Source organism: Enterococcus avium (assembly GCF_002891025.1).
In the GTDB taxonomy this organism is placed as follows: Bacteria; Bacillota; Bacilli; order Lactobacillales; family Enterococcaceae; genus Enterococcus_A; species Enterococcus_A avium.
The window spans coordinates 1,116,529-1,140,158 of the sequence record NZ_NBSL01000003.1 but is presented as its reverse complement, the minus strand read 5'-3'; the positions used below and the strand labels follow the sequence as shown (position 1 = coordinate 1,140,158).

The 23,630-nt window shown below is 39.0% G+C and carries 28 protein-coding genes; 14 read left to right on the top strand and 14 right to left on the bottom strand.

Translation table 11 applies throughout. From position 1 onward, the window contains the following. Positions 1 to 215: 215 nt before the first annotated feature. The 5 genes from dapD to AUF14_RS21045 all read right to left on the bottom strand — a co-directional run bounded on the left by dapD (position 216) and on the right by AUF14_RS21045 (position 3,958). The gene (gene dapD / locus AUF14_RS21065; RefSeq protein WP_016178223.1) at positions 216 to 917 is read right to left on the bottom strand and encodes a 2,3,4,5-tetrahydropyridine-2,6-dicarboxylate N-acetyltransferase; all 702 of its coding nucleotides are present in this window, start codon (positions 915 to 917) and stop codon (positions 216 to 218) included. A gap of 202 nt (positions 918 to 1,119) precedes the next feature. Continuing rightward, entirely contained in the window at positions 1,120 to 1,875 is a 756-nt protein-coding gene (gene dapB, locus AUF14_RS21060; RefSeq protein WP_016178224.1) for a 4-hydroxy-tetrahydrodipicolinate reductase, read from the bottom strand. Beyond that, positions 1,872 to 2,762, bottom strand: coding sequence for a 4-hydroxy-tetrahydrodipicolinate synthase (gene dapA / locus AUF14_RS21055; RefSeq protein WP_016178225.1), 891 nt, complete (start codon positions 2,760 to 2,762; stop codon positions 1,872 to 1,874). The genes dapB and dapA overlap by 4 nt, the downstream gene beginning before the upstream one ends. 140 nt (positions 2,763 to 2,902) lie before the next feature. Next, positions 2,903 to 3,235, bottom strand: coding sequence for a DUF2568 domain-containing protein (locus AUF14_RS21050; RefSeq protein ID WP_102866637.1), 333 nt, complete (start codon positions 3,233 to 3,235; stop codon positions 2,903 to 2,905). An 87-nt stretch (positions 3,236 to 3,322) separates the two neighbouring features. Next, a complete protein-coding gene (locus tag AUF14_RS21045; RefSeq protein ID WP_016178227.1) occupies positions 3,323 to 3,958 on the bottom strand; it encodes a hypothetical protein in 636 nt (211 codons plus the stop codon). 295 nt (positions 3,959 to 4,253) lie between these two features. Here AUF14_RS21045 and AUF14_RS21040 point away from each other — a divergent pair, with 295 nt between their 5' ends. The 5 genes from AUF14_RS21040 (at position 4,254) to AUF14_RS22650 (ending at position 9,006) form a co-directional block, all read left to right on the top strand. Further along, positions 4,254 to 5,408 (top strand): M20 metallopeptidase family protein, encoded by a 1,155-nt coding sequence (locus tag AUF14_RS21040; protein WP_171030586.1) that lies wholly within the window; start codon positions 4,254 to 4,256, stop codon positions 5,406 to 5,408. A gap of 15 nt (positions 5,409 to 5,423) precedes the next feature. Continuing rightward, complete coding sequence (gene lysA / locus AUF14_RS21035) at positions 5,424 to 6,722, top strand: diaminopimelate decarboxylase (protein ID WP_016178230.1); 1,299 nt, start codon at positions 5,424 to 5,426, stop codon at positions 6,720 to 6,722. Positions 6,723 to 6,746: 24 nt separating this feature from the next. Further along, on the top strand, positions 6,747 to 7,574 hold the full coding sequence (gene dapF / locus AUF14_RS21030) for a diaminopimelate epimerase (RefSeq protein ID WP_070503241.1): 828 nt from the start codon (positions 6,747 to 6,749) through the stop codon (positions 7,572 to 7,574). A 155-nt stretch (positions 7,575 to 7,729) separates the two neighbouring features. Continuing rightward, complete coding sequence (locus tag AUF14_RS21025; RefSeq protein ID WP_016178232.1) at positions 7,730 to 8,629, top strand: NAD(P)-dependent oxidoreductase; 900 nt, start codon at positions 7,730 to 7,732, stop codon at positions 8,627 to 8,629. Between the two features lie 212 nt (positions 8,630 to 8,841). Further along, positions 8,842 to 9,006, top strand: coding sequence for a hypothetical protein (locus AUF14_RS22650; RefSeq protein WP_016178233.1), 165 nt, complete (start codon positions 8,842 to 8,844; stop codon positions 9,004 to 9,006). Between the two features lie 57 nt (positions 9,007 to 9,063). Here AUF14_RS22650 and rarD read toward each other — a convergent pair whose 3' ends face one another. The 7 genes from rarD to AUF14_RS20995 form a co-directional block, all read right to left on the bottom strand. Continuing rightward, positions 9,064 to 9,954, bottom strand: coding sequence for an EamA family transporter RarD (gene rarD / locus AUF14_RS21020; RefSeq protein WP_016178234.1), 891 nt, complete (start codon positions 9,952 to 9,954; stop codon positions 9,064 to 9,066). 112 nt (positions 9,955 to 10,066) lie between these two features. Further along, a complete protein-coding gene (locus AUF14_RS22645; protein WP_155856972.1) occupies positions 10,067 to 10,240 on the bottom strand; it encodes a hypothetical protein in 174 nt (57 codons plus the stop codon). Between the two features lie 251 nt (positions 10,241 to 10,491). Beyond that, positions 10,492 to 10,923 carry a GNAT family N-acetyltransferase gene (locus AUF14_RS21015; RefSeq protein ID WP_016178235.1) on the bottom strand — a complete coding sequence of 144 codons (432 nt, stop codon included), beginning with the start codon at positions 10,921 to 10,923 and terminating at the stop codon, positions 10,492 to 10,494. A gap of 38 nt (positions 10,924 to 10,961) precedes the next feature. After that, positions 10,962 to 11,147: a hypothetical protein gene (locus tag AUF14_RS21010; protein ID WP_016178236.1), complete on the bottom strand. Its 186-nt coding sequence runs from the start codon at positions 11,145 to 11,147 to the stop codon at positions 10,962 to 10,964. 117 nt (positions 11,148 to 11,264) lie between these two features. Next, the gene (locus tag AUF14_RS21005; RefSeq protein WP_016178237.1) at positions 11,265 to 12,434 is read right to left on the bottom strand and encodes a galactokinase; all 1,170 of its coding nucleotides are present in this window, start codon (positions 12,432 to 12,434) and stop codon (positions 11,265 to 11,267) included. Beyond that, positions 12,424 to 13,467 (bottom strand): aldose epimerase family protein, encoded by a 1,044-nt coding sequence (locus AUF14_RS21000; RefSeq protein WP_016178238.1) that lies wholly within the window; start codon positions 13,465 to 13,467, stop codon positions 12,424 to 12,426. Before AUF14_RS21000 ends, AUF14_RS21005 begins: the two co-directional genes overlap by 11 nt. A gap of 207 nt (positions 13,468 to 13,674) precedes the next feature. Next, positions 13,675 to 14,142: a hypothetical protein gene (locus tag AUF14_RS20995; RefSeq protein ID WP_070503243.1), complete on the bottom strand. Its 468-nt coding sequence runs from the start codon at positions 14,140 to 14,142 to the stop codon at positions 13,675 to 13,677. A 294-nt stretch (positions 14,143 to 14,436) separates the two neighbouring features. On the opposite strand from AUF14_RS20995, the gene AUF14_RS20990 reads away from it, so the two are divergent. The 3 genes from AUF14_RS20990 (at position 14,437) to AUF14_RS20980 (ending at position 16,771) form a co-directional block, all read left to right on the top strand. Further along, positions 14,437 to 15,342: an AraC family transcriptional regulator gene (locus AUF14_RS20990; protein WP_016178240.1), complete on the top strand. Its 906-nt coding sequence runs from the start codon at positions 14,437 to 14,439 to the stop codon at positions 15,340 to 15,342. A gap of 162 nt (positions 15,343 to 15,504) precedes the next feature. Next, the gene (gene deoC, locus AUF14_RS20985) at positions 15,505 to 16,206 is read left to right on the top strand and encodes a deoxyribose-phosphate aldolase (protein WP_016178241.1); all 702 of its coding nucleotides are present in this window, start codon (positions 15,505 to 15,507) and stop codon (positions 16,204 to 16,206) included. 1 nt (position 16,207) lies between these two features. Continuing rightward, entirely contained in the window at positions 16,208 to 16,771 is a 564-nt protein-coding gene (locus tag AUF14_RS20980) for a YdeI/OmpD-associated family protein (protein ID WP_070503245.1), read from the top strand. A 15-nt stretch (positions 16,772 to 16,786) separates the two neighbouring features. On the opposite strand, the gene AUF14_RS20975 is transcribed toward AUF14_RS20980, so the two are convergent. After that, a complete protein-coding gene (locus tag AUF14_RS20975; RefSeq protein ID WP_070503247.1) occupies positions 16,787 to 17,896 on the bottom strand; it encodes an NAD(P)/FAD-dependent oxidoreductase in 1,110 nt (369 codons plus the stop codon). A 239-nt stretch (positions 17,897 to 18,135) separates the two neighbouring features. On the opposite strand from AUF14_RS20975, the gene AUF14_RS20970 reads away from it, so the two are divergent. From AUF14_RS20970 to AUF14_RS20945, 6 genes are all read left to right on the top strand, one after another. Continuing rightward, positions 18,136 to 18,462, top strand: coding sequence for a PadR family transcriptional regulator (locus AUF14_RS20970; protein ID WP_070503248.1), 327 nt, complete (start codon positions 18,136 to 18,138; stop codon positions 18,460 to 18,462). 3 nt (positions 18,463 to 18,465) lie between these two features. Continuing rightward, positions 18,466 to 19,410 (top strand): permease prefix domain 1-containing protein, encoded by a 945-nt coding sequence (locus tag AUF14_RS20965; protein WP_070503251.1) that lies wholly within the window; start codon positions 18,466 to 18,468, stop codon positions 19,408 to 19,410. Positions 19,411 to 19,603: 193 nt separating this feature from the next. Continuing rightward, entirely contained in the window at positions 19,604 to 20,902 is a 1,299-nt protein-coding gene (locus tag AUF14_RS20960) for a Y-family DNA polymerase (protein WP_070503253.1), read from the top strand. A gap of 2 nt (positions 20,903 to 20,904) precedes the next feature. Next, the gene (locus tag AUF14_RS20955; RefSeq protein WP_070503255.1) at positions 20,905 to 21,324 is read left to right on the top strand and encodes a hypothetical protein; all 420 of its coding nucleotides are present in this window, start codon (positions 20,905 to 20,907) and stop codon (positions 21,322 to 21,324) included. Between the two features lie 136 nt (positions 21,325 to 21,460). After that, positions 21,461 to 22,765 carry an IS91 family transposase gene (locus AUF14_RS20950; protein WP_102866636.1) on the top strand — a complete coding sequence of 435 codons (1,305 nt, stop codon included), beginning with the start codon at positions 21,461 to 21,463 and terminating at the stop codon, positions 22,763 to 22,765. After that, entirely contained in the window at positions 22,743 to 22,943 is a 201-nt protein-coding gene (locus AUF14_RS20945; RefSeq protein ID WP_040005624.1) for a hypothetical protein, read from the top strand. Before AUF14_RS20950 ends, AUF14_RS20945 begins: the two co-directional genes overlap by 23 nt. Positions 22,944 to 23,007: 64 nt before the next feature. Here AUF14_RS20945 and lepB read toward each other — a convergent pair whose 3' ends face one another. Then, positions 23,008 to 23,577: a signal peptidase I gene (gene lepB / locus AUF14_RS20940; protein ID WP_070504978.1), complete on the bottom strand. Its 570-nt coding sequence runs from the start codon at positions 23,575 to 23,577 to the stop codon at positions 23,008 to 23,010. Between the last annotated feature and the right edge of the window lie 53 nt (positions 23,578 to 23,630).

Sequence of the window (23,630 nt, the reverse complement as noted above, 5' to 3'; positions counted from 1 at the left end):
GTATTATAGCATACTTCGTGAAAAATGCAGTAGGAATACGATAAAATAGGTTATTTGATTCAAAAAAAGCGACTTTCAAATAAAATATTGAGTAATTCAATTTAAAAATGCTTAATTTTTTAGCATACGATGACTGTTAGTGTGGAAAAAGGGAAAGAACGGAGGTTAAAAAAAATCTCAGCTGCTTTTACCTGAAGACAGCTGAGATTTCTTACTTATCTTAAATCATCTAAAAATTCAGTTTTACCAGGATCGATTTCATCCTTCATCTTGATGATCTTGGCAGGGGTGCCAGCGACAACGGCTCCAGCTGGAACGTCTTTGGTAACGACAGCACCGGCTGCAACAACGGCATCTTTTCCAATATGGACTCCCTCTAAAACAACGGCATTAGCTCCGACTAAAACATTGTCTTCTACGACAACAGGTGAAGCACTAGGCGGCTCAAGTACGCCAGCCAACACCGCTCCTGCACCAATATGGGCATGTTTCCCAACAGTTGCACGTGCACCTAAAATAGCTCCCATGTCGATCATCGTGCTTTCACCGATGGAAGCACCGATATTGATAATGGCCCCCATCATGATGACTGCTTTATCACCAATCTCAACACGATCACGAATCAATGCACCAGGCTCAATGCGAGCGTTAACTGATGAGATATCCAGCATTGGAATTGCCGAATTTCTGCGATCGCTTTCTACATGTACATCACTGATCTTTCCTTGATGCTCGTTTATTACTTCTTGTACCGCTTGACTTTCACCAATCAAGATCCAGGTTTGTTCTTGACCGAAAAATTGAACTTTTTCTTTGGTGATTCCCGCTAAGTTTCCTTGAACATAGGCTTTCACAGGAGTCGTTTTTTCGGCATTTTTAATAAATTTAGCAATTTCATAAGGATCGGTTAAAGTCATTGAATCTGCTCCTATCTCATACTAAGGTAATTATTTTTCAAAAGGCGAAAAATAAGTTTGATTTTCGCCACGTATATCATCCAACTAAAGATTTAGAATTAAAATAGACAATGATTTATGTCTTAATAGCAATTCAAGTATAACTGCCAAAAGTTGGACTGACATCCTATCTCATACTAAGGTAATTATTTTGTCTCGTTTGTTATTTCTCATCAATCAATTTTTCCATATCGTACAAACCAGTCGCTTTATCACTGATATATTTTGCGGCTTTAACTGCGCCACTAGCAAAGATATTTCGGGATAAAGCCAAGTGGTTCAACTCGATCACTTCATCAGGACCGGCATAGATTACGGTGTGTTCACCAGGAATCGTACCGCCGCGAACGGCGTGAATACCTAATTCTGATAACGGATTTTCTAAATCATTGCCATGGCGGCCATAAATATAAGTTTTCTTTTCCTCTACCGCGTCATTTACCGCATCAGCTAATAATAACGCAGTTCCGCTAGGAGAATCCTTTTTCTGATTGTGGTGTTTTTCCACGATTTCAATATTGAATTCTTCCTCTAAGACGGGTGTGATTTCGCGAATCGCTTTTGCTAAGAGATTGATCCCTAGAGACATATTGGCTGAGAAGAAGACGGCCGTTTGTTCTGCCGTTTTAGCTATTTGTTCTTTTACTTCATCAGTCAGACCGGTTGTGGCTACAACAACAGGGATTTTCTTTTCTGCACAATAATCCAAAACAGCAGGGACTGCGGTATAGTGAGAAAAATCAATGACTACATCTGCATTTACCTGACAATCGTTGATTGCTTGAAAAGTAGGAAAGTCCGCTTCGAAGGCTTCACGATCAATTCCGGCAACGACTTGCATATTGGATTGATGCGCGATCATTGTCTGTAGAACCTGGCCCATGCGGCCATTGGCACCATTTAAGATAATATCGATCATTTAGCAACCTCCAATCCATAAGCAGCCATTTCCTTTTTCAATCCTTCAACGGTTTCGTCTTTCGCTGCAGAAAGTGGGAGACGGAAGTTTGGTTCGATTTTTCCTAATAAACTCACACCTGTTTTGACTGGAATAGGATTTACTTCGCAGAAGATCGCATGAATCAATGGAATTTGTGCTAACTGAAGTTCTTTGGCTTTTGAAAAGTCGCCATCTAATAAGGCTTGTGTTAATTCATGGGTTTGCCGTGGGGCAATATTGGCGATTGTTGAAATAGAGCCTTTTCCACCAAGGGCCATGATCGGTAAGACTTGATCATCATTTCCAGAATAGATCGTAAAATCGTCTGGCATGATTCGTGCAATATCAGCAATTTGTGAGATATTCCCACTGGCTTCCTTGATTGCTACCACATTAGGAATTTCGCCTAGGCGTTTCACCATTTGTGGTGTGATATTCATATTAGTACGTGAAGCAACAGAATATAAAATAATCGGTAATTTCACGCTTTCAGCAATTTTTTGATAATGTAAAAAGAGGCCTTCATCTGATGCTTTATTATAATAAGGAGTCACGATCAATAGAGCATCGGCGCCAACTTTCTCAGCACCAGTCGATAATTCGATGGCATGCTGGGTATCGTTTACACCAGTTCCGGCAATAACTGGAATTCGTCCGTTCACCTTTTTGACGACTGTCTCGATTACAGCAATATGTTCGTCATTGGCTAAAGTGGAAGCTTCGCCAGTAGTTCCGCAAGCGATGATTGCATCGGTTCCTTCACTGATCTGCCACTCGACTAGCTCCTCTAACTTCTTGTAATCAACAGCACCATCGGCTTTCATGGGCGTAACTAGAGCAACACCAGATCCTTCAAATATTCTCAAGGGAAACAACTCCTTCTTCATTTTTTTCAAAGCCTTTGTAAAAAGGTCTTTAATAGTAGAATTATATCTTAATTATGAGTGCCTGCCAACGAAAATCTCATGAAATTTTTAATCAAAGAAAGTCAAAAAAACAAGGACGTCTAATGTCCTTGTAAGTTTAGTTGATACATTAGCCATAGATCAAGACTAGCAATCACTAGATAAGACGTACCAATCTTGGTACCGAAGAGGAAAAAATAGGTAAGGCTACCAAGAAAATAAACGATCAGTTCTAAGCAAAGTTTCCCGTTGCCAGTCAGAACAGTTGGGGATTTTGGCGCACCATATCTCGCCCAAACTAGTGTGATAGTAATTGTTAAAACAGCGAAGAGAATTCGTTGTAAAATACCTTTTTTGATAAAGATACCATTAAAAAGCCCGCCAGCTGTTGCGATTTCAAGTAAAAATCGGATACCCAATACAATACTAGCCAAAAACGTGCACCTCCACAAAAATTTCTATCATTATAAGTAGTAGAAAATTCTAAAACATCAGGAAAAAACAATCAATGTATGGACGTTTTAAAGAATAAATGCGATCGCTACAAAAAGATAAGTCCAGCGAATATCTTTTTGGCAGAGAAGATAGATACATCCGGCAACTACTGAAAAAAAGATCGTATACAATCCGCCACTGAACCCTTGAAGAAGAAAATGAATTAGGCCCCAAGTGATCGCAAGTAGTAATCCTCCACTAGGAAATCGCTCAGACAATCCAAATTGAGATTCGAAAAATTTCTGACCAAACGCGATGACTAATACAATCAAACTACATTCTGCAAAATAATAGAATAGACGAAAAATAAAGGCAATAATACTTTTCTTCAGTTCCCCATTAAACTCGACGACTGGTTTGAATCCGCCAAAGCCGATTGTAGAAACTACGATCACAGAAAATACTAAGCAAATAATTAGTATAAGTTTTTTATTTTCCAGAGGCCGAGAAATGCTAAAAACATCAAAATTAAAGCGGCTCTTCGCATAATGAATTAAGAAAATAGAAACAACTGACCATAAAATTGCCGTCAATCCGGCATTTACAGCTAGACTCAAACCACTGCTAACCAACCCAAGAAGCAATTCCAAACTAAACCCTGCAAAAGCATAAAGTGCCAACCATAAAAAGTCGACAGGCATAATCTTTTTTTCTTTTTCCAATTTTGTTCCTCCAAATTTCTTTTTACTAAGTGTACCAAGTAATTAAGGGATAGGTACTAAAAAATTGAGTAAGGCTCAAGAGAACAATGAGAGGAGATCAAATGAATTGTAAATTTTTAGAATTTAAAATCACAATTACTCGTTTAAACGAAAGAGAATCATGTATTAATTTTGAAAAATTTCAAAAACAAATTAATGACCGCTGATGCAATCTGTACTATAATATGAGAAACTATCAATGATTTTCTAATCAAAAAATAGGATTATGAGAATTTTTATGGAAATGAGTGAGACGATGATCGATACGGAAGTCAAAGAGTTAGAAGAGTTAGTCACTACTATGCGCCGCGAATTGCACCAAATCCCCGAATTAGGATTGGAGGAAAAGCAAACGGCAGCGTATATTCGAAAGAAGTTGGCATCCTTTGGTGTCACAGAGACTTATGAAGTCATTGAGACAGGTACGATCGCGGTCTTACACGGCACCAAACCAGGTAAAACGTTAGCCTTTCGTTCAGACATTGATGCGTTGCCTGTAGAAGAACAAACGGGCTATGATTTTGCTTCAAAAACACCTGGAAAAATGCATGCCTGCGGTCACGACGGACATATGGCAACGCTGCTAGGTTTCATTGCCTATTTACACAAGTATCCAGAAAAAATTCAAGGAACGCTTGTCTTTGTCTTTCAGCCGGCGGAAGAAGGACCAGGTGGTGCGGAATTAATTATGAAGTCCGGTATTTTACAAAAGCTAGGTGTAGAAGAAATCGTGGGATTGCATGTCTTTCCAGATCTTCCAGCAGGAAAAATTTCTTGTCGACCAGGGCCAATGATGGCGCGTAATGCTGAGGTGACGATCACAATCAAGGGCGTCAGCACACATGGCGCACAGCCGCAGCTCGGAGAAGATGCAATTGTTGCTGCTGGCGGTGTGATTACTGGTTTGAATAGTATTTTAGCACGAAATATCGGACCATTGGATAACGTGGTGTTGACCTTTGGAACAATTCACGGTGGCGAGGCGATGAATATTGTCGCTAAGGAAGTTGTTTTACACGGAACAATGCGGGCCTTTGATGATGCCGTATATGAGGAAGTCGTTCGAAGGACGGAATTAGTAGCCGGGGAAATTGCTAAAGGCTATGGCTGTGAGGCAGTGGTTGATTTCAATCATATGTATCGAGTCGTTGATAACGATCCGGAAATGGTGAAGAAATTGGAAAAGGTTGCGGCTGATTATTACGTGGAAACTCCACCATATTTAATCGCGGAAGATTTTTCTTGGTATCAGCAGGAGATTCCTGGGATGTTTTTCTTCTTAGGGATTCGTGATGAAGAAAAGGGCTATACGTATCCGCTGCATAGTGGAAAAATGAAATTTGATGAGGTAAATCTGTTACTAGGGATTCAAACCTATGTAAACTTAATTGCTGGATTGAACGAGAATTAATTGAGGGGGCTTACGATGGAATTTGAAACTAAAAATGGTCATTTAATGTGGGATGGTTGCGATACTGTTGCTTTAGCAGAGAAATTTGGAACTCCGTTATATGTGTTTTCGCAAACCATGATTGAAGAGAAGTGCCAAGAACTGCAGCGAGATTTTGTCGAAAAATATGAGAATGTTCGTGTGGCTTTTGCCAGCAAAGCTTTCTCAACGCTTGCGATGCTAAAAATTATTGAAAAGCAAGGCTTTTCTTTAGATGTTGTTTCTGATGGTGAATTGTACACGGCGATCAAAGCTGATTTTCCCGCGGAGCATATTGAAATGAACGGCAACAATAAATCAATCGAAGAACTAGAAATGGCGATTGATTATGGCGTTGGTCGAATCATCATCGACAGTCTGCAGGAGGTTGATCTGATTGCGGCAATCGCCAAAGAAAAACAAAAAGTAGTGGATGTTTTGTTCCGTATCACACCTGAAGTCAATGTTCAAACTCATTCATTTATTTCGACAGGACAAAAGGATTCAAAATTTGGGATTCCGATCGATGAGGCGATCTTGTTCCCGCAAATCGAACATGCGATTGAAACACCAGAAGTGAATTTTTTAGGTTTTCATTTCCATGTAGGTAGTCAATTATTTGATAATCATGCCCATCTTGCAGCGGTAGAAATTGCTTTAGATTTGGTTAAAATGGTAAAAGACCGTTTTGACTATACAATCAAGGAATTGAACTTTGGCGGCGGTTTCGGTGTTCGCTACACAGATGCAGATCAGCCAAAGCCTTTTAGTTATTTTACAGATCCTATGATGGAAAAAGTATTGGCTTTTTGCGAAACAGAAAACTTTCCGCAGCCTGCAGTTGTGATTGAGCCAGGCCGGAGTATCGTTGCTGAAGCAGGGATCAGCCTACACAAAATCGGAGCAATCAAAGAGCTTCCTGGATTGCGAAAATATGTCAGTATCGATGGTGGGATGACCGATAATATTCGTCCGGGACTTTATGAAGCGGAGTATACAGGGATTTTAGCCAACAAAGCAGATGTTAAAGCAACGGAAAAAGTGACGGTTTCAGGTAAGGCCTGTGAAAGTACGGATATTTTGGTCAAAGATATTGAGCTGCCAGTGGTTGAAGCTGGCGATATTTTTGCTACTTTTTCAACGGGAGCTTATGGCTATTCTATGGCAAGCAATTACAACAAATTAGCGATTCCAGCCGTTGTGTTAACAAAAGCAGGACAAGCCGAAATTATCGTAAAAAGACAGACCTTGGATCAGATGATTCAAAATGAAGAAATTCCTGAATTTTTGAAATAAAGACTCTTGAAATGAGGTGGATGAATGAACATTCCTTTTTATAAACTACAAGGTGCAGGCAATGATTTTATTTTGATCGACAATCAAGAACTGAACTTTGCCAGTGAACAATTGACCAAATTTGCGGCTCGTGTTTCTACTCGTCGTGTCTCCGTTGGAGCAGATACTTTGATCGCGGTAGAGGCAGCCCGCGGATCCGGTGATTTTTATGCTCGCTTTTTCAATGCAGACGGTTCTGAAGCAGAAATGTGCGGAAATGGTGCTCGCTGTGTGGCGCGCTGGGCCTTTGAGACAGGGATAGCTAAAGAAAAAATGATCATTGAAACGATCGCAGGTGATGTGCCAGCAGAACGTTTGGGCAAGAGGACCTATCGCGTACAGTTGAACTCACCAACCGTTTTTGAAGCAGACAAACTTCTTCAGGTTGATGGGAAAGAGGTAACCGTGGATTATGTTGAATTGGGAAATCCAGGGATTCCTCATTTAGTTGTTCACGTACCGGATTTAGCTATGACTGAATTAGAAACGATTCTTGATTTTGCAAGAAAATTGAGAATTCATCCCGCCTTTGAAAAGGGCGCTAATGTGAATTTCTATGATATATTGTCTGATCAAACGGTGGTAGAGCGCACCTATGAACGAGGTGTGGAAGATTTCACTTTGGCCTGCGGTACCGGAACCGGCTCAACGGCATATGCATTGACTAAAAAAGGTCTGGTCAAAAGTGATCCAGTTGTGATCGAAGTCTTAGGCGGACAGCTTCAAGTGAATGTTGTCGAGAATGACCTTTATTTAATCGGTGATACGAATATGGTTGTCAAAGGAACAATTTTAGATGAAGATTTAGCGTAAAAGAAGGTGACCGAGCGTGGTCATCTTTTTTTGGTTCCTACGTATAAATAGTCTTAGACGGGGCTTTTTTGATGATAGCGGTTTAAATCTTGCTTATTGACGCAGAAATTTGTAGGACGTATCATGAGATGAATAGAGTTACTTAGGAGGCCGACATGGAGAAATTTAAAAAAATGGTGGCGATCGAGCCAACCAAATTATTACCTGAATGGGATGAAAAACTCAAGGATCTAGCAGAAGAAACTTTTTTTTATGAGGATATTCCGACGGATGCAGCGACAATTATCGATCGAATAGGTGACGCAGATTGTGTGATGTTGAGTTTTACCAGCTTTATTGATAAGGAAGTCTTAGATGCTTGCCCGAATATTCGTTATATTGGAATTTGTGCTAGCTTGTATGCGCCAGAAAATGCGAACGTAGATATTCTCCATGCAGAGAAAAAAGGGATCGTGGTAACAGGCGTTCGTGATTATGGCGATGAAGGTGTGAAGGAATATGCCATCAGTGAATTGGTTCGTTTATTACAAGGGCGCGGACCTGCGATGTGGAAGGATGAGCCAATGGAATTGACCGATGTCAAAGTCGGCATTGTGGGCATGGGAACAGTCGGCAGCTTATTGGCGAAAACGATGAAGTTCTTTGGTATGAACGTCAATTATTATAGTCGAACGCGCAAACCTGAAATTGAAAAAGAATTGAATATGACTTATTTGTCCTTAGATGAGCTGTTAGAGAAGGTAGATATCTTAATTACTTGTCTGAATAAAAATGTTGTCCTATTAGATGAAGTAGCTTTTAATCAGTTTGGCAATGGGAAAATTTTGATGAATGTTTCGATTGCGCCGTCTCATGAAGTGCCAGCGCTAAAAAAATGGTTGGCAGAACCTGGGAACTATGCGTTTAGTGATACTGAAGCAGGATTAGGCGAAGAAGTGATAGGGTTACCGAATGTTTTTGCCGGAAAAACCAACGCCGGTCTAACTTCGATGGCAAAAGTTCGTTTGGCTCAAAAAGTCATTGCAAATATTAAGGAATTTCAAGCAAATCATTAATGGAGATTTTATGAAGATTCAAGCGTAATGTCGTTTGAATCTTTTTTAATGTCCAAGCGTATGTAAAGAAATATTACGTGAAATGTTGCTTTTTTCAAATTATTTTTATCTCATGTCATATAATATTACATTGGTTATTGAAATTCCCTTGAAAACTCGCTATGATAATACAAATGATGGTTGCGTGTTTTGAAAAGAAATGGGGAAAAGATATGGAATATCAATACTTAGTTCAGGTAGAAACGATTGTCGGAGAAATGACCGAGGAAACATTCAATACTCGTCGAGAAGCGCTGTGCTATGCAACAAATTATGCAAAAGTTAAGATGAGCAAAGTATTCAGATCAGGCGAGATATTACATGAGTTCAATTATTAAGCATTGAGACCATAGGATTATTGAAGTTTGTATAGTGTTTAGAAAAAGGCTTTGTCTCTATGGACGAAGCCCTTTTTTTCGTACTTGAATCAAATTTCCGGCAACAAAAATCAGAATACCTAACCAAATAAAGGCAAAGGCAATGAATTGCGGCAAGGCATATGGTTCATGGAATAGGAAGATTGCCATCACTAGCATGATGGTCGGATTCACATACTGGAGAAAACCGAGCGTTATATAAGATAGCTTCTTCACAGCAGTTGCAAAAAGTAGCAAAGGAATTGCCGTTACCACACCGGCCCCCATTAACAATACATTCGTACTCATTGAATAATTCATGAATCCAGTCGGTGAAATAAAAAACAAATAGATTAGACCGATTGGCGCAATAATCAATGTTTCCAAGGTGATGCTTGTTGCAGAACTCAACTGCAACTGTTTTTTTGTTAATCCATACAAACAAAAACTAGTTGCTAAAAAAAGCGAATTGAAGGGGAAAACACCGGTTTGGAGCGTCAACAATATCACTCCAGTTAGTGCCGAAAGACTAGCCAGCTTGGCTTGCTTCGTTAGCGGCTCTTTTAAATAGAGAGCACCAGCCAGTACATTTAGTAATGGATTAATATAATAGCCTAAACTAGCTTGTTGAACTTGTCCAATTGACACCGTATAAATAAAGATTCCCCAGTTTAATGAGACGAAAATCGCCGCTATAATAACAGCGAGAACCTTTTTTCGATTTTTTAAAAGTACTTTGACCTCTTGAATAAAAGTCGGCATCTTTCGTAATGCAATCATGTAAAGCAACATAAAAATCAGAGACCAAATAATTCGATAAAACAAAATATCAATAGAGCTGACACCACCTAGCAGTTTCCAGTAAAGCGGCAGGATGCCCCAAAGAATATATGCACCAAAACCATAAACTAACCCAGAATCTTTTTTCATCAGAACCTCCTTGTTTGAATCGTATTTTACCATTTTAACATAAACAATTGAGAGATAATTTGAAAAAAAGGGATTTGATGATTATAAATAATATGTGATTACGAAAATTGGATTAACGATTTTGAGCTTCTTTGATTGATTTGAAGGCATTGATACCAAATGAAATTAGAAAAAAGAAGCTTGCTAGTTTTAAGACCGCACCCGATTGAAAGGCGAAGAAAAGTGAGACGAAAAAATAGGAAATAGCGATATAGGTATACATATTATTGAATTTTTTCAGGTTCAAAAGGATCACCTCTTTAAAGAAAGTATATGCTTTTGAGGAAACCGCGTCAAAATGGAGGTTTTGAAAAAATCGTATTCAGAAATTTTGTAATATAGAAGTTAAGAAATCTTTATAGCTCAGCTTAGGAATAGAATTGTAGGACTTCTATTAAGAAACCCAAAATGAAAAAAGAAGAGAAATGGTCGTTGAATGAAAGATTAGCCGAAAAATTTCACTTTTTACAAGTTACAGTGATTTTAGTCGTGAGAGGATCAAAGAATCCACTCCATCAAAAATTCTTCTTCAGTTGTTTCATAATCTGTTGTTTCCTTTAGAATCGTGAAACCTTGTTTTAAGTAAAACTGAACAGCACGTTCATTTTTTTGATAAACGCTTAATAATAATTTTGAATGCTTCTCTTTTATTCTTGCCAATAATTGCCCACCAATTCCTAATGATCTGTATTCCTGCAATACAAAGATTCCAGCAATATACTCGTCAATCAAGCCAAGAAAGCCGATGATTTTCTCGTTATGATAGTAGGCATAAAGATCAGCGGTAGTGAGGGACGCCTTAACTGTTTGATAATTTTTGAGCCAATAATTCCGGTCAATAAAAGCATGAGACTCCAAATTGCTCCTTAACCAAATAGATGCAATGGTTTCTAAATCTGCGTCAGTAATTGTTTCAATCCGTCTAATCATCATAAGCTCCAAATTTTTTAGTTTAATATAGTTAAAGTTCAGTCTTTATCTATCGATTGAAAAAATGGTTCTTCAGCGTTTGAGTAATAGTCTTTATTTAGTTTATCCTCAGATTTTACTCCTAATAAAGAAACGAGCATCGGACTGAATCCTAAAACACCGAGTAAAATTGCTAAGGGAATATAAACCCGTTTCTTTTCTAAGATGGATCGTTTGCTCGACATGGGAAAGACTCCTTTTCCATAATTGTAGACGAAAGATAGTTTGAAGGCAAAATTCTTTGATAACAAAAAACGCTCTCTACCCAAAACGATGGATAGAGGCGTTCATTACTTTAAGGTTTAACCGATCTTTGTTGTTCCACTGCCGATATGTGCGACATAGAAATCTGGCGCGTAACCAACAATTTCCATGTATTTGTCGTAGACTTTGTTTTTGAAGGTTGGAATATTTTCTTCTTTGACAACAGCAATCGCACATCCACCAAAGCCGGCACCTGTCATTCGAGCACCTAAGACACCGCTTTGAGCTTGAGCCGCATCGACTAAGGTGTCCAGCTCAATTCCTGTTACTTCATAGTCATGGCGAAGTGAATAGTGAGAGGCATTCAACAATTTTCCAAAGGCTTCCAAATTGCCTTTTTCTAATTCTGCCTTTGCTTCTAAAGTTCGTTGATTTTCGGTTACAGCATGGCGTGCGCGACGAATCAAGGTGTCGTCGCCAATCAAATCAATATTTGCTTCAAAAGTGGCTTCATCTAGATCGCCTAATGCTTGAATGTCCAGTTTCTTTTGCAGACGAGCAAGTGCTTCCTCACATTCGCTGCGACGTTCATTGTATTTGGAATCTGCCAATTCACGGCGTTTGTTGGTGTTCATGATCACCACTGCGTAACCGTCAAGCTTTACTGGAACCATTTCGTATTTTAACGTGTTGGTATCCAGCAGAATCGCTTGATCGATATCGCCAAAGCCAATGGCAAATTGATCCATAATCCCTGAATTGACACCGATAAATTCATTTTCGACTTTTTTTCCTGTTTTTACTAGCTCAAGACGATCGGTCTTCAAATCAAATAAATCTTCTAAAACAACTCCAACTAATAATTCTAAGGAAGCACTGCTGGACAGCCCAGCACCATTTGGAATCGTCCCTTCTACTAATAGCTCGAAGCCATGATCAATTTTATGACCGGCATCCTTCAGTTTTAAGACCATGCCTTTTGCATAGTTGGCCCAGTTGTCTTTTTTATCGTAGTCCAATTGATCGACGTCAAAGGTGATGACACCAATATCTTCAAAGTTAGTGGAATAAACCAAAACTTTCTTATCTTCGCGAGGAGCCGCTATACCATAGGTTCCATAAGTGATGGAAGCAGGGAAGACGTGACCACCATTATAATCGGTATGTTCACCGATCAGATTAATCCGTCCGGGTGAAAAGTATTGGGTCGTTTCTTTGGGACCAAAAATTTCAGCAAATTTTGTGTTTAATTCGCGTTTAATTTCCATGTGTATTCGCTTCTTTCAAGTTTATTTTATATTCAGTAATCGTTTCAAATGGTGTGTTCGCAGGCAGTTTAATGGAGCCGAATTCAGGAAATTGTTCTGCTCCTGGTGCGACCTGTGTTTCAAAAGTGATGCCGCCGTGATGAGCGAGTTGTTTTCCTTGCATCATCGGTCCATCTTCACCAAAGTTGGCGGTAAAGATGACAACACTAGAAGAATCTGTTGAGACAGTTAGTTCAACTGTTCCATCAGGGCTAGTCAGTTTTGCTGCGGGTTTGTTCAAATCGCTTTCCTTTAAGAAGAAAGGATGATCCAAGCCGTTACATAGATTTTTTTGTTCAAAGTCACTAGTAAACATATCAGCCAAAGCTGTTTCTGTTTGGAAATCAAAAGGTGTTCCAGTTACATTCATGATTTCGCCCGTAGGAATGGTATCTGGTCGCAGAACAGCAACAGAGTCACTATTTAGCCAGAGCTTGTGTTCATCGATTGCTTGAGTAGGATCGCCTGTCAGGTTGAAATATACATGATTGGTAGGGTTGAACAAGGTAGTCTGATCGCTGGTAGCTTTAGTGGTCACACGCCAAACATTTTCCTGTGTCAGGGTGTGTCGAACCTCCACCTTCAAGTTTCCTGGAAAACCATGCTCGCCATCAGGGCTAGTCAGTGTGAAAATAATGGATGCTTCCTGATCACCATTTTCGATTGCATAATCCCATTTTTTCGTTTCAAAGCCTGGTTTGCCGCCGTGAAGAGAATGACCAGTTTCTGGATCAATCGCTACTTGATAGTCTTTACCATCAAGTGTGAAGCGTCCATTTTCGATTCGACCAGCGGTTCGACCGATTGAAGCCCCGATAAAAGCATCCCTTTCTAGATATTCTTCGGCTGAATCAAAGTTTAGTACCAGTTCTTTGTCGTGCCCTAGACTGACGATTCGTGCTCCTAAATCAGTTACCGATAAGTGGAAACCGGATTCATTTTCAATGCTAATTAAGTGATAACCTTGACCAAAATCTTTTTCTGTAATTTGCATATAAAAAAACCTCGCTTTTTTTGTGTAATGGAAAATTTCTCGTGTCTTAATAAGTTTAGCGATTTCTTGATTAAGTGACAAGTTCTAAGAAAAGCATCATCATTCCCTGAAATCAATTTATCAAGAAATCGTTTTCTTTTAAACGTCTTTCTGTGACGACTATTTAACTTTTTGTTGCATTTTTTCTCAAAAACAGAAGAAGATCTTCTACAAATGAGCGGGTCTTCTAAAATAATGGCTAAGATAAAAAAGAAGTAAGCCAGAAAAACCAATTACAAAGGAAAAGTTGCCAATATAATCATAAACAAGTAAATCATACCTTCCCAATGGTGTTACTAGAACAATACAAATCAAAGAACACACTGCTGCTGCAATGGTTTGGATTAAAAAGTTCTTATCGCCAGAATAGGTGAGAATCCAAGCGTAACAATTTGTAAGTATTAGCCATAAGACGAGTAAAATTAATGCATGGGAACTTCTTTCGATCAGGCGACCAGATAAAATAGTCATAAATAAAATGACAAAAACCGCAAGAGCGATCAATGGCACAATTACTGTGAGTTTTGTAAGAAACATGCCGATTTTCTTTGTTCTCGCTGAGCTGGTTAAAGTGCCGGATTTTCTTGCCAAATAGAAATAATAAAAACCTAATAAAATAAAAATACCTGAAATCAATTGTTAAACCTTCCTTATTCATAAGATAGAAATATCCTTAGTATACAATACTCAATTCATACTGCAACATGCAATCAAAGCTCACCATGTGCTTCGATAAATTTTCAGCGTTCAAGTGAGTAAAAAGGGTATCGTGACAATCAAGAATAACAAAAAAGTAATCATTCTTTTGTGCTTTTCCCTTAGCAGCAAACCGGAAGTAGCTGGATGTGATTCAATAGTTGTGAATACTATCAAAAAATACACTATTTTCATGTATACTTTAGAGTGAAGATTAGGATGGAGGTACTGGTGATGGAACAGGCAATTTTTTTAAAAAAGGAACAGCGTCAGTTGAAAACCGATCTGCATTTTGATTATTGCGGAATTTCAAAAACGCTGCCCTTTCACGCTTTTGGACCTGCGATTCGGCAAAATTATACACTGCATATCGTAATGGAGGGTAAGGGAACCTATCAAGTGAAAAATCAACAGTATCATTTAAAAAAAGGTGATTTGTTTTTGATTCGTCCTGGTGACTCAACCTTCTATTTGGCGGATGGGGAAGATCCGTGGATGTATGGTTGGCTTTCTTTTGGCGGAGCCGCAGCAGACGAAATCATTCACCATTCACAGTTTAAAAAGGATCAATACACGATGGTATCTTCAGATACGCAAAAATATATCAATACTATCCTAGCTTGTTTACCATTTGTGGAGGAAACACTCACGAATGAGCTGCATTTAAATGAATTGACCTATCGTTTTTTAGCAATTCTCTTAGAAGATGGTGGCAAGAGTCATTTAGGTAATAAAAAGGTCTATTCACCTTTGGCGGTAGCGACTGTCGAATACATTGAAGCTCATTACGCAGAGCATGTGACTGTTGAGGAAATCGCCCGGCGGTTAGCGGTTAATCGCAGTCATCTATCACGAGTCTTTCGTAATCACATGGATATTAGTATCAGAGATTATTTACTGGGGGTACGAATCAATCGAGCTGCTTTTTTACTTTCTATGACAGATGAGTCCGTCGAGAATATTGCTGAGCAGGTTGGTTTCAATAGTCTTGTGGTTTTTAGCCGAATGTTTAAAAAATTGACTGGAGAAACAGCAACAGCTTATCGCAAACGAATGAAAAATGAAGATTTTAAAAATGTATCGTTAGATGATTTAAAAAATCAATTAAAAAAACAAGCGGTGGTAAATAGAGCAACATAGCTAAGTGAGCGTTTACAAAGCCTTGAGGTTATCCTATACTTATTTTATAAGTATAGTTTTTTTACATAAAATGCCTAAGCTGTCTTTTTGGGGAAGATACCTATTTTTTAATTATCCAAAAGTATGGCAGATATGGTGAAAATAAACGGGAGGGATCCAACCATGAAAAAAGCGAGTGAAATGACCGTTGAGGAACTGGGTGCGTATATTGATCAGTCCGTATTGAAGCCGGATTTTACGGAAGCAGAGATTCGACAATACATTCAAGAGGGCATTGATTATCATTGCGCAACGGTTTGTGTAAACCCATCTTCTTTGGATATCGCAGCGGAGATGACAGAAGGAACCGATACCAAGATTTGTGTCGTTTGTGATTTTCCATTTGGGACGAGTACGACTGCCTCCAAAGTGTTGCAGGCAGAGACGTATTGTCAGCGAGGGGATATTTATGAGTTAGATATTGTCGCGAATTTTGGTTGGATTCGTAGTGGAAAATATGATGAAGTAACCAAAGAGCTGAAGATTATCGTGGAGACGTGTCATGCTCATGGGACAGCAGTGAAGGTTATTTTTGAAACGGATACATTAAATGAAGAACAAATTCGTCAAGCCTGCGAATGTGCGATTGCGGCGAATGCTGATTTTGTTAAAACAAGTACCGGCTTTATCACGGGTTATGAGAGTAAAGGAGCAACTAATGAAGTGATCCAGATCATGATGGACCAGTGCAAAGGTCGAATCAAAATCAAAGGAAGCGGTGGTATTCGTACGCGGGAGCATTTCTTAGAACTAATTGATATGGGGATTGACCGAATGGGTATCGGCTTCAAATCCACACCAGTCGTTTTAGGAATGGATAATTAATATGGAGAATAACTTACTTTTTGAAAAACGAGAAGACTTTCGAACGTGGCTCACGGAAAATGCGACAACCAGCGGCGGTGTATGGCTGATTTTTGGTAAGACAAAGCAAGTCAAAAGTCTAAAAGCTGGGGAAGCATTGGAAGAAGCGCTATGCTTTGGCTGGATAGATGGGGTGATGAAAAAGGTTGATGAACACTCTTATCTGAAATATTTTGCTACACGACGTAAAAATAGTAAATGGTCTGAAAAAAATAAAAAAATCGTGGATAAGCTGGAGCAGCAAGGCTTAATGACAGATTTAGGTCGAGAAAAAATCGCAGAAGCAAAGCAAAATGGCCAGTGGGCGAATGCGACGATGCCATCAGCGATTATAGATGAACAAATTGCGGAAGTAGCAGCGTTGTTGAAGAAAAATGCCGAGGCTTCAAAGAACTTTGAAAATATGTCGCCTTCGGTTAAGAAAACCTATACCCGAGCCTACTTAGATGCTAAAACTGAGGCTGGAAGAACCAAACGACTAGCCTGGATGATTGATCGATTAGAGAAAAACTTAAGACCAATGTAACGAAACGCTGGAATCTTAGTCTGATTCCGGCGTTTCTTTGCGCTGAATATAAGTTGACAATTCTTTTTGGTAAACTTGCCAGTTCGCTTCACCTGTATTCAAATAGTGAGCCAATAAATAGCCAATATACGGACCAGTCGTCAACCCAGAGGAGCCAAGCCCGCTAGCAAGCAATAAATGATCATCCAATTGACCAAAAAAGGGGGCATAATCAGACGTATATGCGCGTGTCCCAACTCGATAATGAAAGGGTATAGTTAATAATTTCTCGGGTTCCATGAGGAAATCCCGTGCACTATTTGTGAGTTGTTCAAAAGCTTCTGGTGTTTCTGACAAATCCCAAGCCGCTTCATTTTCATGTGTTGCGCCCAGTAAAATTTTTCCATTTAAGAAGGGGATCAAATCTGCTTCGCCATCTAACATGGCTACCGGGAAATTTCCGCTAGAGTTAAAAGTCGTTTCAAATACTAAGAGCTGCCCCTTTTGTGGACGTAAATCGACTTGGTAGTTTAAAGGAGCTAATAATCCTTTTAAATGAGGGCCGACAGTTAAAATAATTTGATCAAAAGCTGCTTGGTTATCGCCATAGGTGAGGGACTGTATATTTGCTAACTGAACACGTTGAGAAATAAACTTAACGCCGCTTTCTTGCGCTAATTTACGCATTCGAATCAAATAGGCCTTTCCATCTAAGCGACCGCCACCGCTAATTTTAAGAGCTGGCAAGGGCTTTAGTAAGGGTAATTCTTGCTGTGTCTGTTCGCCAGTCAGCTGCTTGATCGTACCGATTTCTGGTGCGCTTTTTTTTCGTTCTTCTGCCAATGCTCGTAGCTCTGCTATTTGCTTTTCGGGACGTAAAAGCAATGTTCCAGATTGCTGATAGATTGTATGATCTAGCTGGAAATCTTGGATCAATTTTGGAAAGAAAGCCGCACCATCTTTGGCTAATCGATACCACTGCTTATTTCGGCGTTTGGACAGCCAAGGAGAGATAATCCCTGCACTGGCTTTTGTTGCTTGTCCAGTAGGATCATCAAAAAGCGTTACTTGATATTTTTTTGGATCTAAATAATTTGCCAGTGTCATCCCAATGATGCCGCCGCCAATGATTGCGATTTTTTGCATAAGTTTCAATTCCTTTTTTTCTTAAAATTTATATAGTCAGTAAGATCATATCACTAGATTGAAAAAAATGCTTTTTAGATCATTGCTGGAAGAATAGTGATAGTTTAACGCTTTCATTGATTAATTTTACTATTTTGAAAATATTTTTCGGAAATTCAAAAATATTTTACTTTACCTGTCGTAGTAATTAGCGTACAATGATTACAACGACAGATGAAGTAATTTCAGGAGGTGGCAAAATGATTTCTAGCGATGGGATTCGCGGATACAATGATGTCATCATTTTGTCCGTACTTAAGGATGGCGATTCCTACGGGTATGCTGTTTCCCAGAAAATTAGAGATGTAAGCGAAGAAATCTATGTCATCAAGGAGACGACACTGTATTCGGCGTTCAATCGTTTGGAGAAAAATGGCTATATCCATTCTTATCCTGGAGAAATTACCCATGGTAAAAAACGAACGTATTATCAGATTACAGATAAAGGACTGGCTTTTTTGGAAGAAAAGCGGGATGAATGGAAGCAAACCAAAAAAGTTGTGAACCGATTTATGAAAGAAGGGTAAAAAATGGATACGATCAAAAATTATGTAGAGACATTATTTCTTGAATTTCCAAAAACAAAAGAAGTCTTGCGAGCAAAACAAGAGATTTTAACAATAATGGAAGATCACTATTTAGCGTTAATAGATGAAGGAAAGAGCGAGCACGAAGCGATTGGTCAGGTAATCAGTGAGTTTGGCTCCGTTGATGAATTACGTGAAGAATTAGAATTTGCTTCTCGTGAAAAAGAACCGGAAAATGGAATCAACGAAGACGAGATGTATCAGTATTTGACCGAACGTAAGAAAGATGCAATGGGTTTAAGCTTAGGGATCAGTGGTTGCCTGCTTGCGGTTGGAGCATTGATTGGATTGGGCATCCGTGGTTCTGAGATGATGGGATTTTTATTGTTTTTTGTTATGATCGCTATCAGTGTTGGGATTATTATTTATAATGGGATGCAGTTTTCAAAAAATAATTCAGAATTAAATGATCGTTATATCCCGATTGACACGAATAAAGAGGCTCAAAAGTTGAAAAAGGGGTATCAAAAAAGCTTTCAAGTCAGCTTAGTATTTGGGATTTGTCTGTGTGTATTAAGTATCTCGCCGATTTTCTTTTTCCAAATGTTTACCTACGCGGAATACGGAATTCCCGTGATGTTCTTCTTTTTGGCAATTGGGGTGTTTCTAATTATTTACGGCAGTATCAATTACAATAGCTTTGATAAATTTATTAAGGAAAAATACTTTATCGCTGATGAAGATGAATTAGGCCCCAATGCGATGCAGGCAAAATATGGTGACTCAGCACGTACGAAGCATTTGCTTGAGAGAGTCTATTGGCCAATTGTTGTGATGATCTACTTAGGCTGGTCGTTTTTGAGCGGGGCATGGGGTATGAGCTGGATGATTTTTGTGATGGCTGGCATTTTCTACAGTGTTTTGGAGGTCATTTTTGTAAAAAAGTAGTATAAGATTTATACGTTGAAAGACGTTTTAGGCATGATTAAGATGCTTAGAACGTCTTTTTTATCTGTTTTATCAGTCAAAATCCTTTGGAAAATTTCTTATTAAATCTTCATAGGTTAACGATTGACAAAAATTCAGAATAAATTTAAACTTAAAGCGAACGTATGTTTGCTTTTTTGAGGAGGTGGTTTTGATGAATGTGTACGAAGGGGAGCCTGTCAGAGATGTTTTCTGTATGGACTCGAAAAGTTTTTATGCCAGTGTGGAGTGTATTGAGCATGACTTAGATCCGTTGAATGATCTGCTAGTTGTAATGAGTGGGGATCGCGAGAATGAGGGGTTGGTTTTAGCAGCAAGCCCGATGGCGAAAAAAGTTTTAGGCATCAGTAATGTTAGTCGGGGATTTGAAATTCCTAATCATCCCAAACTTCACATTGTACCGCCGCGGATGACACTCTATATTCAATATCACATGCGTATCCAAGAGATTTTTCGTTCGTATATGGCAGAAGAAGACATTCATACCTACAGCATTGATGAACAATTTGGGGATTTGACCCATAGCTGGAAATTATTTGGTAAAAGTTCGGCGGAAGTTGGAAAAATGATTCAAAACGAAATTATTAAAAAAGTTGGTATTTATACTTCGTTAGGGATGGGAGACAATCCTTTATTAGCGAAAATCGCGATGGATAATGAGGCCAAGCTTACTAAAGAGCGGTTTGCTCAATGGCATTATCAAGATGTGCCTGAGAAAATTTGGCCGCTTCGCTTAAGCGAATTTTGCGGAATCGGCAATCGGATGGAGCGTCGCTACCAAATGATGGGTATGTATACCATGGGTGATTTGGCTCATACCGACCCCTTTGTCTTGAAAAATCATTTTGGTGTGATGGGGATGCAGCATTATATGCATGCTTGGGGGATTGATCGTTCTGTTCTCTCGCAAAAGGATTTGTATCCTACTAAGGAAAAATCGATTGGCAACTCACAGGTTTTACCAAAAAATTATGCTCATAAAGGTGATATTCTAACTGTTATCGCTGAAATCTGCGAACAGGTCGCACAACGATTACGAAAGAACGATGTATTAGGCGGTACACTGCATCTAGGAATTGCCTATGCGTATTTTGGCAGCGGAAAACGCGGAGGGTTTCATCATCAATTAAAAATTCCACCGACCTATCAAGCGCGCGAACTAACAAAAGTAGCTTTTGCGTTGTTTGAAAAATACTGGGATCATTCTGAAGTCCGTAATATTTCTATCACAGTTTCCTCTTTGCGACCAGCAGGGAATCTACAGTTAAATTTGTTCGAAGATCCGCAGCAAACGATCAAAGAAGAAAAAATTGATGAAGTTATCGCTCAAATACGCAGTCGTTATAAATTCAGCTCGATTGTGCGGGCACATTCGTTAAATGAAGGAGCTACAGCAATCAAACGAGCCGGTTTGGTTGGCGGTCATGCCGGTGGAATGGAAGGAATGGATTAGGGATGATTTATGATGATGAAAGTGCCGAAAGGTTATTTATGGAGGCAAAGCAGGTTTATCAGGATCGCGGAATGATAAAATGGATCGGTTTTTATCTTTCTGATCATACCGCCGTACTGAATAAAGAGTCGAAAGAACGGAACCACATCAATAGTGAAAAAGAACCAATGTCTTTAGAAGAAATCGGGGAAGTTTTGCAGCAGGCATATTTGCAAAATAAACGAATTGCTATCCAGCTGGAGGCTCTAGATGATGAAGGAAACTATTTAGATGATTTGGTAGGTAGGCTTATTGGACAAAGAGAAGAACAAATTTATTTAAATGAAGAGGAACGAGGCGCAATTCATTTGACGATTGAGCAAATTCATCATGTTGAGATTTTAGGTCCGAAAAAAATTCTTAATCAGAAGATTACAAAGTAAGAAGTAAAGCCATGACGAGAAATCGTCATGGCTTTTTCGACATTAAAGGAAGTATAACATTTTAAGCGGTCAAAGGATTGATACATCAATCTTTTGACCGCTTTTCATCTGGTCTTTTTCCTATTAAACTGGAGATATGAAACCCAATATTTTACACGCCATTTTCTTTGATGAATATCAAAACTGGGAGAAATTCAATCAAAGGTACACGAGAAGGATTCGATCCGTTGTGAAAAGAGAAGTGAAGAAGTTTCGCGATTGTGGTGACCTTAAAAAAGGTTATCGTCTATTTGTCTGTGAAGGATGCCATGATGTAAAGAAAGTGGCTTTTCGTTGTAAAGGGAAATTTTGTCCAACTTGTGCAACTGGGGAAAGTCAACGGTGGGCAGAGGTTGCGGCGAATGATCTGTTTACAGTGACGCATCGACACGTCATCTTCACGATCGATGAAGGTTTACGTGAGATTTTTCTTAAGGAGAAGTATCGTAAGGAGCTTTTAAAAGGATTAATGGATGAAGCTGCACGGATACTATTAGATTTTTTTAGAAAGCATCATATACAAGCTGGGGTTGTGGCAACACTCCACACCTTCGGTTCTCAGCTAGAATACAATCCGCATGTTCATTTAGTCGTCACCATGGGTGGACTGACGAAGGATGGAAAATGGAAGGACTATGACTATTTTCCGTTCGCAATGTTGAGGAAATATTGGCAGAATGCGGTCCTAAAGCTCATTCGAAGAACCTTATCCCAATGGGATAAGGCACGAGTCCAGCCGCTTTTACAAGCGGCGTACACGAAAAATGCAGAGGGTTTTTACGTACATGCACCCAAAAGGAGCCGAACTTCTCTCAAAAAGATATTAGAATATATCAGTCGTTATATGAAACGTGGTCCCATTGCTTTAAATCGTATCCTTTTGTACGATGGGAAAATAGTGATGTTTCAGTATCATGATAAACGAACTAACACGGATAAGATAAAGACGATGTCGGCAGAGGAATTTATTGGTGCACTGATTCGTCATATTCCAGAGAACCAGTTCAAAACAATTCGTAGATACGGCATTTATAGTCGGCGGATCAAGACAATCATGAAAAAAGTATTAAGTAATTACCAGAAAGAGATTCAACGAATGCTTGTGAATGTGAAGAAAGCACTTAAACCAAAATCATGGTGTGAACGAATAGCCGAAGAATTCGGAGTAAATCCATTGGAATGTACTAGATGTGGCGAATATTATGAATTTAGTGGAGTTAGTGTGTCTAAAAATGGACGACTTTTAGTGAAATATGCGAAGAATAAAGAATCGGAACGATTCATGCGAGAGGAGAATAAAAAAATTGGGGAAGAAGCATCGAAACGTAAGTATGAAAAAGAAAAAGAAACAGCTTTTAAAAAACTTCGATTCCAATGGAGTGGTTCATTACATTTGTCTTGAATGTGGGATAAAGGAAAAAATTCCAAAGGAAGTAGTTCAATTTTTGGATGCAGGAGATGTTGCATTTGATCCTGAGAACGCTCCGCAATTTGATTGCGAAAAATGTGGTGGAGAGATGTATCCAGAATACTATAAGAACGTACTTGGATACGAATTTAGAATCAGTGATCGACAATAAAATGATTTATCTAAACAAAAAGTCCTCAGGAGCGGTTTTCTCCTGAGGTTTTCTTAGAAAATAGTTAGAATAATTTGATTTCGTTTAACGGCCAGAAACGTACAACCACTTTTCCTTGGATCAAGGATTTGTCAACGAAGCCGAAAATTCGGCTGTCTTTAGAAATCAAGCGATTGTCTCCTAAAACGAAATACTGATTCTTTGGAACAGTTACTTCAAAATCGTTGGTAAAACTCTCAGCATTAGCTGCTTGTTCCTGAAACGCAGTATTATAGGAATATTCCTCATTAAGCTTGTCCTTTTTGAACTTTTCCTTAAATTCATCAAGATACGGTTCGGCGTATTCTTTGCCGTTGATTGTAAGTACATTGTTTTTCATCTGCACATGATCTCCAGGTAAGCCGATGATTCGCTTTACTACATACATATTTTGATTGTCTGGTTCCTTCGTAGTGATGATATCCTGTCGATCTAGATTAGATATTTTTGATGTGACTAGACGCTGCTTGTCGTGAAGCGTTGGGTCCATCGAATGTCCTTCAACCTTTACCGGAGAGAAAACAAACATCCTGGCTAAAAATATCAATGCTATGATAATGACTACAGGAAGCCATTCCTTGATTATTTTATTCAATAGATTCACCTCATTGCTAAATTTTATCATTCTTCAAAACAAAAAGCTCTTAT

What these genes read in the sequence shown, in the direction of transcription:
- AUF14_RS22650 (WP_016178233.1), top strand. Translation starts at nt 8,842, where the DNA reads ATGGAATATCAATACTTAGTTCAGGTAGAAACGATTGTCGGAGAAATG.
- AUF14_RS21005 (WP_016178237.1), bottom strand. Translation starts at nt 12,434, where the DNA reads ATGGAAATTAAACGCGAATTAAACACAAAATTTGCTGAAATTTTTGGT.
- AUF14_RS21015 (WP_016178235.1), bottom strand. Translation starts at nt 10,923, where the DNA reads ATGATTAGACGGATTGAAACAATTACTGACGCAGATTTAGAAACCATT.
- AUF14_RS20975 (WP_070503247.1), bottom strand. Translation starts at nt 17,896, where the DNA reads ATGCAAAAAATCGCAATCATTGGCGGCGGCATCATTGGGATGACACTG.
- AUF14_RS20970 (WP_070503248.1), top strand. Translation starts at nt 18,136, where the DNA reads ATGATTTCTAGCGATGGGATTCGCGGATACAATGATGTCATCATTTTG.
- lysA (WP_016178230.1), top strand. Translation starts at nt 5,424, where the DNA reads ATGGAATTTGAAACTAAAAATGGTCATTTAATGTGGGATGGTTGCGAT.
- AUF14_RS20960 (WP_070503253.1), top strand. Translation starts at nt 19,604, where the DNA reads ATGAATGTGTACGAAGGGGAGCCTGTCAGAGATGTTTTCTGTATGGAC.
- AUF14_RS20965 (WP_070503251.1), top strand. Translation starts at nt 18,466, where the DNA reads ATGGATACGATCAAAAATTATGTAGAGACATTATTTCTTGAATTTCCA.
- AUF14_RS20990 (WP_016178240.1), top strand. Translation starts at nt 14,437, where the DNA reads ATGGAACAGGCAATTTTTTTAAAAAAGGAACAGCGTCAGTTGAAAACC.
- dapF (WP_070503241.1), top strand. Translation starts at nt 6,747, where the DNA reads ATGAACATTCCTTTTTATAAACTACAAGGTGCAGGCAATGATTTTATT.
- AUF14_RS20950 (WP_102866636.1), top strand. Translation starts at nt 21,461, where the DNA reads ATGAAACCCAATATTTTACACGCCATTTTCTTTGATGAATATCAAAAC.
- AUF14_RS21025 (WP_016178232.1), top strand. Translation starts at nt 7,730, where the DNA reads ATGGAGAAATTTAAAAAAATGGTGGCGATCGAGCCAACCAAATTATTA.
- AUF14_RS20955 (WP_070503255.1), top strand. Translation starts at nt 20,905, where the DNA reads ATGATTTATGATGATGAAAGTGCCGAAAGGTTATTTATGGAGGCAAAG.
- AUF14_RS21000 (WP_016178238.1), bottom strand. Translation starts at nt 13,467, where the DNA reads ATGCAAATTACAGAAAAAGATTTTGGTCAAGGTTATCACTTAATTAGC.
- AUF14_RS21040 (WP_171030586.1), top strand. Translation starts at nt 4,254, where the DNA reads ATGATCGATACGGAAGTCAAAGAGTTAGAAGAGTTAGTCACTACTATG.
- dapB (WP_016178224.1), bottom strand. Translation starts at nt 1,875, where the DNA reads ATGATCGATATTATCTTAAATGGTGCCAATGGCCGCATGGGCCAGGTT.
- AUF14_RS20980 (WP_070503245.1), top strand. Translation starts at nt 16,208, where the DNA reads ATGGAGAATAACTTACTTTTTGAAAAACGAGAAGACTTTCGAACGTGG.
- rarD (WP_016178234.1), bottom strand. Translation starts at nt 9,954, where the DNA reads ATGAAAAAAGATTCTGGGTTAGTTTATGGTTTTGGTGCATATATTCTT.
- dapD (WP_016178223.1), bottom strand. Translation starts at nt 917, where the DNA reads ATGACTTTAACCGATCCTTATGAAATTGCTAAATTTATTAAAAATGCC.
- AUF14_RS21010 (WP_016178236.1), bottom strand. Translation starts at nt 11,147, where the DNA reads ATGTCGAGCAAACGATCCATCTTAGAAAAGAAACGGGTTTATATTCCC.
- deoC (WP_016178241.1), top strand. Translation starts at nt 15,505, where the DNA reads ATGAAAAAAGCGAGTGAAATGACCGTTGAGGAACTGGGTGCGTATATT.